Source organism: Burkholderia sp. BCC1999 (assembly GCF_905339975.1).
Lineage (GTDB): Bacteria > Pseudomonadota > Gammaproteobacteria > Burkholderiales > Burkholderiaceae > Burkholderia.
The window spans coordinates 1-16,737 of sequence record NZ_CAJPHP010000010.1; the positions used below are offsets into that span (position 1 = coordinate 1).

Genomic DNA, 16,737 nt, shown 5'->3' on the forward strand with positions numbered 1-16,737 from the left:
CTCGCCGGAGCGCTGTTTCCAGCCGGGCTCATCCAGCCTGGACTGGAGATCGGCTTTGGACTGTAGCTCCCGAAACCTCCGCTCCTCGTCGTCGCTCGGAATTGCAATGTCGTGCACTCGGAAAGCAAAGAGAATTTCTCCGGTTTTACCACTTCGCTTGATAGAAACGAAGAATCTCTTTCCTTCCAGTAGGGTATAGAAGGTGTAGTAGTCGACTGGCAACTTGGGTTTGTCGTCACCGTAGTCCATGAATCGACTAGTGATATATACGATCTGCGGCCTGGGATCGAAGCCGGAATCCAATCCGAGTTTGTCGACCGAGCTGGGAACCTTAGGGGGGAAATCTGCTGGAAATATTTCACCTCTGAGGGCCATGACAATATTGATTTGGAGGCTCTCCACCTGTTCGTCTGGAAATGGGGGTGGAGATATCCGTTTCATCAAGGTATCGTTAAATTTTGTTCCCGCTGGATAGTAGGCCTTGTCTTCATCCGTGAGAGGAATTCTCTGATAAATGTCGTTATAAAACCACTGGGTAGCGTCAAATGGTGGATCGTCTTCATGAATACGCATCATGATTTTTTCGTTCATAGAATTCCCTCTTTTCACCGTCCAGCTCATAAAAAGAGCGGCCAGAACCATCGTCACAATTAACACTGAGATTCTTTTGTTCATGCGCGCGATCTTGGTCTGAATGTACGAAGCCCCATGGGTAACCCCTCCGGCGTGTTACCCGACCTGACCGGATTCACGGCACCGAACGGATCCAGGGGTAGACCGATGTTCGAATTGTTTTCGTTGTCGTCACGTGCCTCCATATGCTTTGCCAACTGAAATTCCCGATCGGTGTATGGTCTAACGGGTGCCTTGGGTAGTGGCTCCCCCGGAATTTCATTCATCGGTCCCTTTCCCAGTGCCAATGTCCGTTTCCGGTAGGCAGCCATCTGAAGGTGGTAGGCCTCGACCTCGCGCCTATATTCGTCAATCTTCGGCAGCGTCTTCTGTGCCGCGATGAGTTCCTCCCGAGTCCCATAAGTTTCGTCATAGTTGGACCTTCGAGGGAAAGCCCTCACTTCGACATCGCCCGCATCAGCCATGACCTGCGCGAGGCTCTCTTGATATTTGGGATCTTCCCCCGGATCGAGTTTTGTACCGATGTCGTGTCCAAGCCCCGTACGGCACGCGTACGAGAATATGGTTGCATCATCATCGAACGCCAACGGCGCGAGCATGCGCGCCTGATTCAGCCCGTAGCAGATTTGCCATGACTCGCCGACGTCGTATCCGAATTCGATGCTGTGCACGAGGCCGTGCGAGAAGATATCGAGTTGCTTGATCAGTCGTTTCTTGCCGCGACGCGCCGCAATGAATGAAACAAGGTCGGCGATACTGGTCATCTCGCGATAGCTGGCACCGTAGTCAACCTCGACGATCTTCCTGAGCTTGTCCAGAAGCTTGCGCGGATAATCCTTCGCGAAAATCAGAAAAACACGCTGAATCGCATAGTCCGGCGTCCCATCCGGGTATTGACGCAACTGCCGTATCCCTTGATTGATGAACATCATCCTGTTGCCCTTCCTGGCGCGCACATAGAAAGCCGGGTTAGAACAACCAACCACCGTTACATAATCAAGATCGGCAATCGCCACCACTTCGGTCGTCGGGTTATTCGGGCCGGTCCGACTTTGCGTTTGTTGTTCCATGACGGACCTCAGTAGCTGATGTTCTGTTTGCGCAAGTGCATCGCCGCTTCTCTTCCCCAACGCAACGCTGCGGCGTCAGGCTGGCGGGTATAAACGCGTGCCGTAAGCCCTTGCGAATCGGTACGCCCGACGAAGCGCTGACCTTCTGCCGTTTCCACGCAATACAGGACATTGGCCAACACCTCTCCGGTGCGCGCGTGCTTGACGAGAAACTGCTCGCTGAACTTGGTTTCGGGGTTGTTGACGGTCCGTGACAACAAGTCGAGCAGGTTGCCTTTGCCGCCGGTCTGCTGCTGTATCGGCCCCTTGAAGCGAATGGCAACGGCGTCGAGCGTGATACCCGAACTGTCGATGACGATGCTGCCTCCCGGGCCTTGCAGAACCACACGCTCTGCCGCCTGCAACTGGTAGTGAAGGGTTCTCCGTTCAATGCGCTGCCCGGCCTCCAGGCGGTGGCTGCCGTGAACGAGGTGCTCCGCATGGCCGCCGACATCGACGCGGTGGTTGACCACAATGGTGTCGTGACGATTGTTGCCGACGGTTTCCGTGTGATTCATGCCGGTATGAATCGCACGATGCCGTACGATGGTGAGTTCTTCGTCCTGACCCACTCGTTCACGACGGTCCCGACCTATCGCCAGTCGCTGGTCGTTTCCGATAGCTACGGTTTCGTCGTGTTCGACCTGTTCGCCGCGGTCATGCCCGACGAACGTCGTTTCGTCGTGGTTGACGTGAATGTTCTGATCGCGCTGCGCGTGGACGTAGATTTCCTCCTGACCGGCTTCATCCTCGAAGCGCAGTTCGTTGAAGCCATCGCCTTTGTGCGTCTGGCTTTTGATCGTCATCCGCGTCTTGTGCCTGGGTAGCTCGTACGGCGGCAGTTGCAGGCGGTTGTAGGCCCGTGACAGGACGAGTGGCTGGTCGGCATCGCCGTCGAGGTAGCCGACGATCACCTCCTGACCGATGCGCGGGATCGCCATTTGCCCCCAGAGCGCGCCGGCCCAATTCTGCGCAACCTGAATCCAGCAGGAGCTGTGCTCGTTGTGCTTGCCCTCGCGATCCCACGGAAACTGCACTTTCACCCGGCCGTACTCGTCGGTATAGATCTCTTCACCTTCCGGGCCCACTACTGTCGCGGGCTGCAGGCCGTCGATGCGTGGGCGCGGCAGTGGCTCGGCGCGCCATTCCGCATCGTCGGGCACCAGCACCGCTTCGTAGCGATAGTGCGTGCCCTGTTGCGCATCGGCACTCTCTTCCGCCTGACTGGTGGTCTGCTTGCCGTGATGGACGATGCTGACCGTACGCCAGCCGCGATTCATGTCTTCGCGCGGGTGGCCGGTGAGGTCGAAGGCTATGCCGGGTTGCAGGCGCGCATCGTCACCGCTTACACGGGCCATTCGCGCATCGCGACGGTGGCCACGCAGGCGATCCTGCGTGAAAGCCTTGCCGCTGGCTTCGTGCTTGTAGCGGCCCGGGTAGTCGTAGCGCGCGTAGCCGCGGCCCTGGTGATCGAGGTCGGTGCCCTCGCGCGGATACTCGTGCGGGTAGCGCGGGCTCTTGAACGTGTAGTCGCGCTGCACCTGGCGCGCAGTGCGCACGTTCTCGGTATAGGCGAACGTGCGCAGGCCGGGTTGCGGCTGGTCGCCGCCGGGCGTCGGGTTGTACAGCACGGGCTCGCCCTGCTGGCGGCCAAAGATAAACAGGCGATCGCAGTGGATCAGCCGGTGGCCGTCGGCGCGGTGCTGGAAGGCGTAGAAGAAGCCTTCCTCGCGCAGGATGCGCTCGATGAAGTCGTAGTCGGTGTCGCCAGCCTGCACGCAGTACTCGCGCGACAGATGCTCGTTGGTGACACGCTGTTCATAGTCCAGCGTTTGATGGTGTGCCTTGAGCACTGCCGTCGCAATCTCGGGCGCGCTCAGAGTCTGGAAGATGCGCCAGTCGGAGGACAGCTTCAGGCGCGCAATACGCGGCTCGACCACGGCAGAATAGCGGGTGCGGCGAAATCCCGTCTCTCCCTGAACGAACGACGAAACGGCGCCATGAACGTAGCGCACCGGTTGATTACCTTGCCAGATGGTCAGCAAGCCGCTGTGATCGAGGACCTTGCCGAAGTCCACCGATGGATTGGCGCTCGCCAGATCCAGCTCCAGCCGGAAAGTTTCGGATAACTGCTCTTCCAGGCGGAACGCGACGACTTCGAAATCCATTGTGTCTGGAATCGAGAAGGTAAAGCTCACTTGGCGTGCGTTTGACATCGTGACGATTCTCCGGGCGACAAACATGCTACGAGGCGTGTCCTGTTACGTCCCCGTGCCATGAACGACGACATATGAGGTGGCGCCGTACTGTGAATGCCGATAGCGTGCCGTTGGCACGCCGAGGATTTTTCAGATCAGTAGAATCGCTAGTGCGGTGCCTCGTGTCTATGAGACAAATTCGAAATCTTCCGCAAAATTTTCTGAGGCACGCTCCTGCAACACATGCGCTTGCAGCCGCGCATTTTCATCAGGCGATGCGCTAGAAGGAAAAGGGAGCATGACCGCCATCGCGTACTTGCGGGGCGGATTGATCATCCGTCGATGGGCGTTGACTTGTCCGCTTCTGTACGGATTGACTGGCATGTCGAGCGCGACGCACGCTGTGCCGGCCGGCGCGGGAACGCAAGCCGCAAGTCAGGCTGTTTCTCGACTGGGCTCGAAGCGGAAATCGCGCAGACGCGTGCGTCGGTGGCGGGGATGGCGCCCGGGCGATCGATGAGCGGATGAGCCCATTGAGGTGAGAACTACCGAGTGAGCGGGAACCCGAACGTATCGGGTTCCCGTTGTCCGCCGCCGCGCCGTCACCCGAACCTGACGCAATACACCGGCGGCAAATGCGCCGACACCATTTGCCAGTTTTCACCGCCATCGCCGGACGTCCATAACCCGCCGGTCGTCGATGCCATCGCGAGGCGCGTGCCGGAATCGTCCACCGCGAGCCCGTGCCGGTACACGAGGTCGTATGCCGGTGCGGCCGGCAAACCATTCGACAAACTCTCGAAACTGCGCCCGCCGTCGCGCGTGCGCGTGACGACGAACCGCCCGTTCACCGGAATCCGGCATGCATCCTTCACGGCCGGTACGAACCACGCGGTGTCCGGTTCGTGCGGATGCACGGCAACCGCGAAGCCGAAGCTCGACGGTTGCGCCTCGATCCGCCGCCAGTGCTCGGCGCCGTCGGTCGAGCGGAAGATCGCGCAATGATGCTGCGTCCACAGCACGTCCGGGTTGGCCGCGCACTGCGCGACGCGGTGCGGATCCTGCGCGTTGGGTTCTCCGCGCCGCTCGGGCGGCATGTAGTCGGCTTCCATGCCTTCCGCGGTCACGCGCCACGTCGTGCCGCCGTCGGCGGTTTGCCAGACGCCGCCGCACGAAATGCCGACCGTCACGTGTCGGCTGTCGCGCGGATCGACCATCACCGAATGGATGCCCGGCGCGTCGTACCCGCCGCCACCCCATTCGGCGCGTTCGGGGCGGTCCCACAGCGCGCGGTTGAGCACCCACGAATCGCCGTGGTCGTCGGAGCGAAACAGCCCGCCGGGGATCGTACCGGCCCACAGCACGCCCGGTTCGTCGGCGCCGCCGGCTTCGAGCGACCAGATCTGCTGAAGTGTCCACGGCGGTTGCGGTGCGCCGAGCGGCTCGTCGTCCGCGTCGCCGGTGCCGGCATGCGCACCGGCGCCGGCGGGCGCCGCGTCGGCCGGTTGCGGCGGGTAGACGGGGACCGCGCATTCTTCCCAGTCGGTGGCGCCGGCTCGCTGCCGATGCAGCTTCACGCCGAAATGGCCGAGGTTGAGCGCCGCATACAGCGTGCCGTCGCGCGGGTCGGCGAGCGCCATGCTGACAGGCTCGCCGATGAAATGCGGTTCGCCCGGCGTCCAGCCGCCGTGACCGTCGGGCTGCAGGATGAACAGGCCCTTGCGGGTGGCGACGAGCAGTCGATCGTTCATGTGCGATGTCTCCAGAGGGGCGGCCCGGTGTTCGGGCGCCGGGTCCGCGTCGATGCATCCGTCCCTTTATCCACCCGTCAGCGCCTGGACGACATACACGCGGCTGGCGTCGCCGAGCGCATCGGACAGGCGCTGGCGGTCGCGTATCGGCTGGCCGTCGATGAACACCGACAGATGCTTTCGCAGCGCGCCCTGGTCGTCGAGGATGTAGCCGCGCAGCCGCGGCTGCTCGCTGAAAACGGTGTCGAATGCTTCGCCGACCGTGTGCGCGTCGATATCGCGCTCGGGCGTTTCGATATGCCGCTGGATCGATGCGGCGAAGAAGAGGTGCGCCATGGCGGTGGCTGGCAGGAGCCGCGCGGAAGGGACGGTCTGTAGTGTAGGCGATCCGCCGGAAGCGGAAAGTCGGGATGGCGCTGCGTGGGCGCTAAACCGGAATCGATCGCCCGCGGATCCGGATCCCGAGCCGCACGATGCCGATCACCGCATTCGACAGCCACGTGAGCAAACGCGGCATGCCGCGCCGGCGGATATCGAGCAGCAGCACGATCCGCACCGCGTCGCTGTCGTTCCACACCTCGTGCATGAACGTGTCGTCCCACAGCAGGAAACGGCCTTCGTCGAGCCGGTATTGGCGGCCGTCGACCTTCAGTACGGCGGCGGGCGTGCCGTCCGCGCGTTTGGGCATCGACAGCACGAGATAGCCGCGCAGGATGCCGCGAAACGGCCCGCGATGCGGCGGAATGTGCTTGCCGGGTGCGAGGAACGACAGCGACGCGGACAGCACGTCCGGCGATGCCGCGACGATCGATGCGACGGTCGGGCAGCGCGACAGGTTGCGCGGGAATCGTTGGCCGTACGCCTGCATGATGAACATCCGCCAGTCGCGCGCATCGTTGGCCGAGATGTCGTACTGCTCGCGCATGATTTCGTGGAAGCGCGGGATGCGCGGCATGTCGCGCGCGACGGCGAGCGCTTCGGCCTGGATTGCGGGCCATGCGCGCACGAAACGCTCGGCGTCCGGGAACGCGGCCGTGTCGAGCACCGCGCCGCCATCGATATGGCGGTCGTACAGCTTGCGAAGCAGGCCGGCTGCATAGTCGTAAGCGACGGACATGGTCGATCGGAACGCGATCCGTATGAGGTGACGTCAGTCTGCCCGAACCCCTACGGGCGCTGCGTTACGTCAGGTTACGCCCGCTGACGAATGAATGACAGTTTGATGAACACCCGGCACTCGCGGAACGAAAGGCCGGGAATAAACACCGCCGCTCCGTCGTCATACGGGTGTAGCACGTCGTCTCGTTGACTTCTGAAGGAGTGAAACATGAACACGCATTGGCTGGTGGCCGCCACGGTGGTGGCGATGTCCGTCGCGGGTGTCGCGACGCAAGCGTCGGCACAGGCGCTGACGCGCGCGCAGGTCACGCAACAACTGATCGACGCGGAAAACAACGGGTTGCGCTTCGTGACCGACACGTCGTATCCGGACGTGAGCCCGCTGTTCCGGCAACAGGCCGAACAGATGCCGCAGCGCCAGGCGAGCACGGCGGTCGGCAGCGATCCGGCCGTTTCATCCGACGCCGGCAAACCGGTGACGATGTCGCCCCATCCGCGCGCTGCCGCATGCGTCGGCCCCGCGAGTTTCTGCACGATCTATTTCGGCAGCTGACGTACCCGCCTGCATCCGCAGGTCACGCATTTCCCACGGTTGATCGAAACGCAATATTGAAGGAGTTCATGATGAAAACATATATCGCACTACTGATGATGATCGGCGCGATCGTCGGTCAGTCTGCATTCGCGCAATCGACTGCGCCGCTGACGCGCGCGCAGGTTCGCGACGAACTGATGCGTCTGGAAGCGGCCGGGTATGACCCGGCGAAGGGCGACGACGGCGAGTATCCGGCGGACATCCAGGCCGCGGAAGCGAAGCTCGCCGAGCAGGACCGCGCGCGGATGGCGACGTCGGCCGCGCCTGCGCCGGCTCCAGGCATGCCGGCGCAAACCAGCAACTAGGTGCCGCCATGATCGTGTGTGAAGCCTGGCCGTCGTGTTCGCGGGACCACAAACCGCATGCCCTTCGCGCCACGCGACGTGGCCGAAGGGCGCCGGCTGCGATGCCGCTCATTGCACGCCGCTTCGCGCGGCGTCGCGATCAGCTCGTCAACCGGTCGCGATGAGCCGGCAGGCCAGTCACCACGGCATCATGCGCTGCACGACCTGGTCGCGCAGCACGAAGCGGTGCAACAGGGCGGCCGCCACGTGCAGGCAGATGCCGGCGAACAGGGCCCACGCGAGGATGCCGTGCACGTCGCCCATCGCGTGACCGAATCCGGAGCCGGCCGCCGACAGCGCCGGCAGCGGCATGACACCGACGAGCGTCACGGCCCACGCGCGTGATGACGCGTTGATCCAGCCGAGCAGCGGCACCGCGATCAGCAGCAGGTAGAGCGCGCCGTGCGTGACGCCCGACAGCGCGCGCATCGCGGGCGACAGGTCGCTGGCCGGCGGGCGATGCGTCGCGCGCCACAGCACGCGGCACGCCATCGCCGCGAGCAGCGCCGTGCCGACGATCAGGTGCGCGGCGATCAGGCCGACCGGTTGCGTGTCGCGATGCACGTCGGGCATCGTCCAGCCGATCGCGTATTGCGCGACGACCAGCGCCACGATCAGCCAGTGAAGAAAACGGGCAACGGCGTCATAGCGGGCGGGTGTGGACATGGAGACTCCTGACGGGTGACAGGGGGTATGGTTCGGGCGGATTCTACGGTCGAATCCTTAACGAAACGTTAAGCGCGCGGCATCGATCCACCTGCATCCGCCGACGGCAGCGTGATCGCCACGCCGAGGCCCTGGCTGCCGATACCGGACTCGAACTGCACGGTGCCGCCGAAATATTGCGCGATGCGTGTGACGATCGACAGCCCGAGCCCGCTGCCGGGCGACTGCGCACCGCTGCCGCGATAGAAGCGGTTGCCGAGCCGTTCGTGCTCGCCGGGCGCGACACCGGGCCCGTCGTCTCGCACGACGATGCGTTGCAGTGCGCCGTCGTCGTCCACGCCGAGCTCGATGCGCCCACCGTGGCGGCCGTACTTGACGGCGTTGTCGACGAGATTGTCGAGCAGGATGCCGATCAGGATCGGATCGGCGTCGATCGCGCGCATGGAGAGGTGACCGGCCACGATGGCGATGTCCTTGTCAGCCGCCTTCGCCAGATGGCGGTCGATCGCCGCGTCGACGAGTTCGCGCACGACGACCGCGCGCGTCGGAATGCGTTCGTATTCGTCGAGCCGCGCGAGCAGCAGCAACTGTTCGGCGAGCCGCGCACTGCGGTCGACGCCTTGCACGACACGCTGCATCGCCAACTGCTTGCGTGCCGGATCGTCGGTCGCGATTGCCACCTGCGCCTGCACCTTGATCGCGGCGAGCGGTGTCTTGAGTTCGTGCGCGGCATCGGACGTGAACGCGCGTTCGCGCACGATCGATTGCCGTAGCCGCGCGAGCAGGCGGTCGATCGCATCGACCAGCGTGCGCACTTCATCCGGGACGGTCGCGATGGCGAGCGGTTCGAGCGATCGCGCATCGCGCGCGCCGATCAGCGTGGACAGCGTCTTCAACGGCGCGAGACTGCGTCCGATCGTGACCCAGAGCAGCAGTGCGAGCACCGGCAGCGCGACGATCAGCGGCAGGACGATGCCGCGTGCGATGCCGGTCGCCAGATCGCTGCGCGTATTGACGGTCTCCATCACGCGCACGCGGCGCCCCGACGTGTTCTCGCGCAGCGTATACGTGCGCCACTGCGCATCGCCGATCACGATCGTCTGCGGGGCGTCGTGTGCGTCACGCGCATCGGGCAACCCTGCCGCGGCAGCGGGAAGGCTCGACGCAACGACGTTGCCTTGTGCGTCGCGCACATCGAACAGCACGTCGCGCGGCAAACGGTCGCCGTCGCTGTCAGGCCCGGATCGCGATGCGCCGAACGACAGTTCGACCCGCGCGTCGGGCGGCACGCGGGCAAGGCGGTCGAGATCGGCCGGTGCGAGATTGATCAGCAGCGACGCGTATTCGGCGAGGCGGGCATCTTCCCATTCGCCGATCTCGCGTGTCGCGTAGTGGATGCCGCCGACCACGGCGACGAGCCAGACGACGCTTACGCAGCCGATCGCCATCAGCGACACGCGGCGTCGTATCGAGCGGGTGATCATTGGAGATCGACGACGTAGCCGATGCCGCGGACGGTGCGGATCAGTTCCGCGCCGAGCTTCTTGCGCAGGTTCGAAACATGGACCTCGATCGCATTGCTTTCGATGCCTTCCTGCCAGCCGTACAGGCTGTCCTCGAGGCGCGCGCGCGACTGCGGAATGCCCGGGTGGCCGACGAGCTGAATAAGGATTGCCCACTCGCGCGACGTGAGCGCGATGCGCGACGCATCGCGCGTCACCGTATGCGCGGTCAGGTCGATCGTGATGTCGCGCCACACGATTTCATCGCCGGCCCGGCCCTGCGAGCGTCGCACGAGCGCGCGACAGCGGGCGAGCACCTCGGACAGCTCGAAAGGTTTCGCGAGATAGTCGTCCGCGCCGTCGTCAAGGCCGCGGACGCGGTCGGCCACGGTGCCACGCGCGGTCAGCACCAGCACGGGGACCGTATCGCCGGCATCGCGCAGCGCGCGCAGCAGGTCCGTTCCCGATTTACCGGGCAGGCCGAGATCGAGCACGACGAGCGCGAAGCGCGTCGTCGCGAGCGCGGTGGCGGCCGCGTGGCCGTCGCGCAACCAGTCGACGTGATAACCGGCCTGGCCGAGGCTGATCTCGAGGCCGCTGCCAATCAGGTCGTCGTCTTCAACAAGGAGGAGTCGCATGGTCGATTCGTGTGCAGGCAACCGCGATTGTACGAGCCTGACCACGCGGGCCGTGCAACGGAATGTAATCGGGCCCCGTTCGAATACCGCGCGATTCTGAAGAACGCTTAAGGTTCGGCGCCGGCAATCCCGCTACCATCGGCCACAACATTTCTCGGGTGGTTCTCCGCATCCGCTGATCCCGAACCGGGTCGGGCGCCTCCGGCACGAGCCGGATGGGCCCGCTCGACAATCCGCGACGCTTTCGATCGACCTACGGTCGATGCGTGTCGCCCGTACGGGAGGTTCATTCCTGATGGCACCCTCGACGATCGAGCGATGGCGCGCCCACCTGCTGATCGCCGCACTGGCCGGCATGTTCATCCAGTGTTTCGTGCTGGTTTCGCTGCTCGCATGGCGCGTACCCGAAGCATTTTTCACCACGATGACGTTTCGCATCTGGATCATCGTGGCGGTCGCCACCGCGATCCTGTCAGCCCGTAAGCTTGCCGGCGCGGCGTTCAAGGCCGCGGTGGCATGCGGCTACGTGCGCGTGACCGGAATCGATCGCCGCACGGTAGTTGTGTCATCTGATTGCGCGTATCGTCGCTTGGTCGTCCTTCATATCCGGCTCAACGGGAACCGGTACGGCGGCGCGCACGGGTGAGCCGCGTGCGCGCGGCCGTTCCCGGGCGTCGCGGTCGTACGGGGCACCACTGGGGAGAAGCATGGTTTTGCTGCATGTGCTGCACGCGCTGGCCGGTACAATGTCGATCGTCTGCGGGCTGGGCGTGTTGCTGGGGATTGCGTACACGATCACGGCCAGTGTACTGGTCGGCCGGTTCTTTTCGCGGGCGGCGGCGAAGCCGCGCGCGTTTCCGGGCGTCACCGTCGCGAAGCCGCTGCACGGCGACGAATGGGATCTCGTACAGCATCTCGAAAGCTTCTTCGTGCAAGATTATCTTGGGCCGGTCCAGCACCTGTTCGGCGTGCACGATGCGTGCGACGCCGCACTGGCGGCTGTCGAGACGCTGCGCGCACGCTACCCGGACGCGAACATCAAGGTCGTGGCCGATGCGCGGCTGTACGGACCGAACCGCAAGATCGCCAATCTCGTGAACATGCTCGAACACGCGGAGCATTCGGTGCTCTGTCTCGCCGACAGCGACGTGGTGGTCGAGCGCGATTATCTGCGCGCCGTCGTCGGCGCGTTACAGCAGCCGGATGTCGGCATCGTGACGAGCGTGTATCGCGGCGTTGCATCGCCGGGTTTCTGGCCCGGAGTCGCCGTTGCGATGACGAACTACCATTTCCTGCCGGGCGTGATCACCGGGCTCTTCATCGGGCGCGCGCGGCCGTGCTTCGGTCAGACGATTGCGATCACGCGCGCGACGCTCGAGCGCATCGGCGGGCTGGCGCGTTTCGCGCATCACCTGGCGGAAGATCACGCACTCGGCGAAGCGGTGCGGCAAGCGGGCGCGCAGGTCGTCATTCCGCCGTTCGTGGTCGGCCATGCGTGTGTCGAGGAGACGTTCGCCCGGTTGTACGCTCACGAATTGCGCTGGAGCTGCACCATTCGCGCCGCGGACCGGCTCGGTCATGCGGGGTCGGTGCTGATGCACCCGCTGCCGCTCGCGTTGCTGGCGTTGCTGTTTTCCGGCGGCGCGGCCGCCGCGTGCGCGCTGACGGTCGCGGCGCTCGCCGCGCGGGTGCTGCTGATGGTGAAAACGAGCCGCGCGACCGGCGCCGGCCTGCGCGGCGCATTCTGGCTGCCGTTCGTCGATCTCCTGCAGTTCCTGGTGTTCGTATCGAGCTTCTTCTCGTCGCACGTCGTGTGGCGCGGCACGCGTTTTCGCGTCGACCGGGAAGGCCTGCTGTCGCCGGCGGGTGAATCGTGACCACCGCGACGCACACCGACGCCACCCGTGCGGACCCGGGCGCCTCGCGCGGCGACGCACGGCTTCGGCATGCAGGACGCGCCGCCGCGCTCGGCGGGCTGGCGCTCGCGGTGTGGCTGATCTGGCGCGAGCATCCGCTGGATATCCTCCATCGCTTGCAGATCGCCGGCGCGGGGCTGCTGCTCGCCGCGCTCGCGCACATCCTGCCGATGCTCGCGAATGCGTGGGACTGGCGGATGCTGATCCGTGGCCCGCGCCGGCCGTCGTTCATGACGATGCTCAAGCTCGTGTGGATCCGTGAATCGATCAACGGGTTGCTGCCGGTCGCGCGCATCGGCGGCGAGATCGTGTCGTTCGGCTTGCTGCGGCAGGCCGGCGTGCGCCCGGCGACCGCCGTGGCGAGCCTCGTCGCCGACATGCAGCTGACGCTGATCAGCCAGTTGATCTTCGCGCTGGTTGCGATCGGCTACGTGCTCGAACACGTGTCGTCCGACGCCGCGCGGGTGGCCGGGAACCTCGCGATCGGCATGGCCGCGCTGGTGCCGGTGCTGCTGCTGTTCGCGCTGGTGCAGCATGCGCGGCCGTTCGAGCGCGCGATGCGCGTGCTCAACCGCGTCACGAGCGGCAAGGTGGTGGCGCTGGTCGGCGAATCGGCGCGTACCGATCAGTCGATCCGGTTGATCTGGAGAAAGACGGGTGTCGTCGTGCGCTACCTGGGGATCTGGCAGACGCTGCAGTTCGCGGGCTATGCGCTGGAAATCTGGCTGGCGCTGTATTTTCTCGGCGCCGATCCGACCTTTGCGCAAGCGCTGGCGATCGAGGCGCTGATCCAGCTCGTGAGCAGCATTGCGTTCCTGATGCCGGGCGGCCTGGGCGTGCAGGAGGGCGGGTTCGTGCTGATCGGCGGGTTGCTCGGGTTCGACCCGCCGACCTGCCTGGCACTGGCCGGCGCCCGCCGCGTGCGCGACCTGCTGTTCTATCTGCCGGGCCTGCTCGCGTGGCAGTGGGCGGCCGGTTCGTCGAACCGGCCGGGTGGCACGAGACCCGCGTCGCAACCCATCGGGGAATCCGCCCGGCCGCGCTGACGCAGCCGGGCGCGACGCGACGCGCGATTCAGCGCCGTTCGTCGGCGATATGGCTGCGGATCACGTCGGCGAACGACGTATCGCCCCTCAGTCCGAGCGCTTCCGCACGCGACGTGTCCCAGCGGCCCGGCCAGCTGCCGACGATCTTCTCGACACGCTCGTCGGGCGCATGGTGGATCCGCTTCACGACCTCGTCGCCCGCGACTTCGCGCAGCGCTTCGATCATCTCGTCGACCGAGACCGACAGGCCCGGCAGGTTGATCACGCGCTTGTTGCCGAGCTTCGCGCCGTCGATCTCGCAACCGGCGACGAGCGCTTCGATCGCGCCGCGCGGCGACAGCAGCCACAGCCGCGTCGAACCGGGCACCGGGCATACGCTTTCCTCGCCGTTCAGCGGCTCGCGGATGATGCCGCTCGCGAACGACGATGCCGCCGCGTTCGGCCGGCCCGGCCGCACGCTGATCGTCGGCAGCCGCAACACGCGGCCGTCGACGAAGCCGCGCCGCGCGTAGTCGCACAGCAGCAGCTCGGCGATCGCCTTCTCGGCGCCATACGACGATTGCGGATTCAGCGCGGTGTCGTCCTGCACGACGTCGGGCAGCGCGCCGCCATAAACCGCGACGGAGCTCGTGAACACGACGCGCGGCCGATGGCCGCGTGCCCGGCACACTTCGAGCAGCGCGCGCGATGCGTCGAGGTTGATCCGCATGCCGAGATCGAAATCGGCTTCGGCCTGCCCGCTGACGATTGCCGCGAGGTGGAAGATCGCGCCCGTCTGCGTGTCGATCGCGCTTTCGAGCACCGCGCGATCGGCGATGTCGCCGACGATGGACGTCACGCGCGCATCGCCGAAGTCGCTGCCCTTGACGACGTCGAGCAGCACCAGCTCGTCGATCTTCTCGCCGCGGCCGTCCGGGCCGGTCAGTTCGCCGCGCTCGAGCAGCTTGCGCGCGAGACGCTGGCCGAGAAAGCCGGCGCCGCCGGTGATCAGTACTTTCATGTTCTTCACCCTCAAAGGAATACGGGAATTACAGGTACGGCCTGACCCAGCCGAGGCCTTCGGACGTGCCGGCCTTCGGGCGGTATTCGCAGCCGATCCAGCCGTCGTAGCCGAGCGTGTCGATCAGCGCGAACAGGTACGGGTAGTTGAGTTCGCCGATATCCGGCTCGTGGCGTTCGGGCACGCCGGCGATCTGGATGTGGCCGATGCCCGCGAAATCGCGCTTGAGCTTCATCGCGAGATCGCCTTCGACGATCTGGCAGTGGTAGCAGTCGAACTGCACCTTCAGGTTCGGCGCGCCGACTTCCGCGCAGATCGCCTGCGCGTCGTCCTGGCGGCTCAGGAAGTAACCGGGCATGTCGCGCTGGTTGATCGGCTCGATCAGGATCGTGATGCCGTGCGCGGCAGCGGCCTGTGCCGCATGGCGCAGGTTCGCGAGGTACGTGTCGCGATGGTGCGCGCGGTCGGCGCCCGGCGGCACCATGCCGGCCATCACGTGCAGCTTCTTGTTGCCGAGCACGCGTGCATAGTCGAGCGCCTGGTCGATGCCGCGGCGAAACTCGTCCTCGCGGCCCGGCAGCGACGCGATGCCGCGTTCGCCCGCGGCCCAGTCGCCCGGCGGCGCGTTGAACAGCGCCTGTTCGAGGTTGTGCGCGTCGAGGCGCGCGCGAATGTCCTCGGCGGTGAAGTCGTACGGGAACAGGTACTCGACGGCCTTGAAGCCGTCGTACGAGGCAGCGGCGAAGCGTTCGAGGAACGCATGCTCGGTGTACATCATCGAGAGGTTGGCGGCGAAGCGTGGCATGGCAGCGGGTCCTGTGAATGAGTGGGGCGGGGCGCACGGCGCCCCGCGTCGAATCTTGCAGTTCGCCGGATCAGCGGTTCACGAGTTTCGCGGGCGTGAGCCACACGGCGATCGCGCCGATCACGAGCATCGCGGCCAGCACGTACATGCCGGACGACGTGCTGTGCGTGACGTCCTTCAGGTAGCCGATCACGTACGGGCTCGCGAATCCGGCGAGGTTGCCGACCGAGTTGATGATCGCGATCCCGGCCGCGGCCGCGGAGCCCGCGAGGAACGCGGTCGGCAGCGACCAGAACAGCGGCGCGCAGGTCAGCACGCCGCCTGCCGCGAGCGACAGGAATACGATCGACACCGCCGTATTGTGCGAGTACGACGCGGCAACCGCAAACCCGACCGCGCCCATCAGCGCCGGCACGATCAGGTGCCAGCGGCGTTCGCGGCGTTTGTCCGCGCTGTGGCCGAACAGGTTCATCACGACGATCGCGACGAGGAACGGAATCGCCGACAGCAGGCCGATCTGGAGCGTATCGGTGATACCGGTCGATTTCACGAGCGTCGGCATCCAGAACGTGAGGCCGTACTGGCCCGTGACGAACGCGAAGTAGATCAGCGACATCCACCACATGCGCGGGTCCGAGAACACGGCCTTCAGCGAATGGCCGTGCTTCTGCTGTTCCTGCGGCTGCGCGGCGATCTCGTCCTCGAGCAGCTGCTTCTCGCGCTCGTCGAGCCACTTCGCGCCGCGGATGTTGTTGTCGAGATACAGGATCGTCGCGATGCCGATGAGCACAGCCGGCACGGCTTCGATCATGAACATCCATTGCCAGCCGTGGAAACCCGAGCCGCCGTGGAAGCGCTCCATGATCCAGCCCGACAGCGGGTTGCCGAAGATGCCCGACACAGGAATCGCGGACATGAACACCGCGATGATCTTCGCGCGGCGATGCGACGGGAACCAGTACGTGAGGTACAGGATCACGCCCGGATAGAAGCCGGCTTCCGCGAGGCCGAGCAGGAAGCGCAGCACGTAGAACTGCGTCGGCGTCTTCACGAACGCGAACAGCGCGGACAGCAGGCCCCATGTGATCATGATCCGCGCGATCCAGATGCGTGCGCCGAGGCGGTGCATCAGCATGTTGCTTGGCAGTTCGAACAGAAAATAGCCAAGAAAGAAGATACCGGCGCCGAGCCCGAACACGGTTTCGCTGAACGCGAGGTCCTGTGACATCTGCAGCTTCGCGAAGCCGACGTTCACGCGGTCGAGATACGCGACCACGTAGCAGAGCATCAGGAACGGCACGATGCGCCAGAACACTTTCTTGTAGGTGCGGTCGAGTTCGGCCGCATGGGCGGGCGCGGCGGGCGAGCGGCTTGCGGCCGCGTCGAGAGCAGTCATCGTCGTCTCCATGAATATC

General features: G+C 65.0%; 17 protein-coding genes. 5 read left to right on the forward strand and 12 right to left on the reverse strand.

The window, feature by feature from the left end; translation table 11 throughout:
* The 6 genes from U5809_RS15900 to U5809_RS15925 all read right to left on the reverse strand — a co-directional run.
* Positions 1 to 675, reverse strand: a 675-nt coding sequence (locus U5809_RS15900; RefSeq protein ID WP_322087215.1) for a hypothetical protein, incomplete at its 3' end; no start/stop codon positions are given.
* Positions 672 to 1,703 (reverse strand): hypothetical protein, encoded by a 1,032-nt coding sequence (locus tag U5809_RS15905; RefSeq protein WP_322087216.1) that lies wholly within the window; start codon positions 1,701 to 1,703, stop codon positions 672 to 674. The genes U5809_RS15905 and U5809_RS15900, both read right to left, overlap by 4 nt.
* Positions 1,704 to 1,711: 8 nt before the next feature.
* Positions 1,712 to 3,985: a type VI secretion system Vgr family protein gene (locus U5809_RS15910; protein WP_322087217.1), complete on the reverse strand. Its 2,274-nt coding sequence runs from the start codon at positions 3,983 to 3,985 to the stop codon at positions 1,712 to 1,714.
* Positions 3,986 to 4,542: 557 nt separating this feature from the next.
* Positions 4,543 to 5,691, reverse strand: coding sequence for an exo-alpha-sialidase (locus U5809_RS15915; protein WP_322087218.1), 1,149 nt, complete (start codon positions 5,689 to 5,691; stop codon positions 4,543 to 4,545).
* Between the two features lie 66 nt (positions 5,692 to 5,757).
* Positions 5,758 to 6,027, reverse strand: coding sequence for a MoaD/ThiS family protein (locus tag U5809_RS15920; protein WP_282508569.1), 270 nt, complete (start codon positions 6,025 to 6,027; stop codon positions 5,758 to 5,760).
* A gap of 91 nt (positions 6,028 to 6,118) precedes the next feature.
* Complete coding sequence (locus U5809_RS15925) at positions 6,119 to 6,808, reverse strand: aspartyl/asparaginyl beta-hydroxylase domain-containing protein (protein WP_322087219.1); 690 nt, start codon at positions 6,806 to 6,808, stop codon at positions 6,119 to 6,121.
* A 210-nt stretch (positions 6,809 to 7,018) separates the two neighbouring features.
* On the opposite strand from U5809_RS15925, the gene U5809_RS15930 reads away from it, so the two are divergent.
* Both U5809_RS15930 and U5809_RS15935 read left to right on the forward strand, forming a co-directional pair.
* Complete coding sequence (locus U5809_RS15930) at positions 7,019 to 7,363, forward strand: DUF4148 domain-containing protein (protein ID WP_322087220.1); 345 nt, start codon at positions 7,019 to 7,021, stop codon at positions 7,361 to 7,363.
* 71 nt (positions 7,364 to 7,434) lie between these two features.
* Positions 7,435 to 7,710, forward strand: a complete 276-nt coding sequence (locus U5809_RS15935) for a DUF4148 domain-containing protein (protein ID WP_322087221.1) — start codon at positions 7,435 to 7,437, stop codon at positions 7,708 to 7,710.
* A 177-nt stretch (positions 7,711 to 7,887) separates the two neighbouring features.
* Here U5809_RS15935 and U5809_RS15940 read toward each other — a convergent pair whose 3' ends face one another.
* The 3 genes from U5809_RS15940 to U5809_RS15950 all read right to left on the reverse strand — a co-directional run bounded on the left by U5809_RS15940 (position 7,888) and on the right by U5809_RS15950 (position 10,555).
* Positions 7,888 to 8,415, reverse strand: coding sequence for a cytochrome b (locus tag U5809_RS15940; protein WP_322087222.1), 528 nt, complete (start codon positions 8,413 to 8,415; stop codon positions 7,888 to 7,890).
* A gap of 68 nt (positions 8,416 to 8,483) precedes the next feature.
* Complete coding sequence (locus U5809_RS15945; RefSeq protein ID WP_322087223.1) at positions 8,484 to 9,899, reverse strand: ATP-binding protein; 1,416 nt, start codon at positions 9,897 to 9,899, stop codon at positions 8,484 to 8,486.
* Positions 9,896 to 10,555 carry a response regulator gene (locus tag U5809_RS15950; RefSeq protein ID WP_322087224.1) on the reverse strand — a complete coding sequence of 220 codons (660 nt, stop codon included), beginning with the start codon at positions 10,553 to 10,555 and terminating at the stop codon, positions 9,896 to 9,898. Before U5809_RS15950 ends, U5809_RS15945 begins: the two co-directional genes overlap by 4 nt.
* 295 nt (positions 10,556 to 10,850) lie before the next feature.
* Here U5809_RS15950 and U5809_RS15955 point away from each other — a divergent pair, with 295 nt between their 5' ends.
* From U5809_RS15955 to U5809_RS15965, 3 genes are all read left to right on the forward strand, one after another.
* The gene (locus U5809_RS15955) at positions 10,851 to 11,201 is read left to right on the forward strand and encodes a hypothetical protein (RefSeq protein ID WP_322087225.1); all 351 of its coding nucleotides are present in this window, start codon (positions 10,851 to 10,853) and stop codon (positions 11,199 to 11,201) included.
* 61 nt (positions 11,202 to 11,262) lie between these two features.
* Positions 11,263 to 12,432 (forward strand): bacteriohopanetetrol glucosamine biosynthesis glycosyltransferase HpnI, encoded by a 1,170-nt coding sequence (gene hpnI, locus U5809_RS15960; RefSeq protein ID WP_322087226.1) that lies wholly within the window; start codon positions 11,263 to 11,265, stop codon positions 12,430 to 12,432.
* The gene (locus U5809_RS15965) at positions 12,429 to 13,517 is read left to right on the forward strand and encodes a lysylphosphatidylglycerol synthase domain-containing protein (protein WP_322087227.1); all 1,089 of its coding nucleotides are present in this window, start codon (positions 12,429 to 12,431) and stop codon (positions 13,515 to 13,517) included. Before hpnI ends, U5809_RS15965 begins: the two co-directional genes overlap by 4 nt.
* 28 nt (positions 13,518 to 13,545) lie before the next feature.
* Here the strand turns inward: U5809_RS15965 and denD are convergent, their stop codons facing one another.
* The 3 genes from denD to U5809_RS15980 form a co-directional block, all read right to left on the reverse strand.
* Positions 13,546 to 14,517 (reverse strand): D-erythronate dehydrogenase, encoded by a 972-nt coding sequence (denD, locus tag U5809_RS15970; protein ID WP_322087228.1) that lies wholly within the window; start codon positions 14,515 to 14,517, stop codon positions 13,546 to 13,548.
* 28 nt (positions 14,518 to 14,545) lie between these two features.
* Positions 14,546 to 15,322 (reverse strand): 2-oxo-tetronate isomerase, encoded by a 777-nt coding sequence (otnI, locus tag U5809_RS15975; protein ID WP_322087229.1) that lies wholly within the window; start codon positions 15,320 to 15,322, stop codon positions 14,546 to 14,548.
* A gap of 70 nt (positions 15,323 to 15,392) precedes the next feature.
* Positions 15,393 to 16,718, reverse strand: a complete 1,326-nt coding sequence (locus U5809_RS15980; protein ID WP_322087230.1) for an MFS transporter — start codon at positions 16,716 to 16,718, stop codon at positions 15,393 to 15,395.
* Between the last annotated feature and the right edge of the window lie 19 nt (positions 16,719 to 16,737).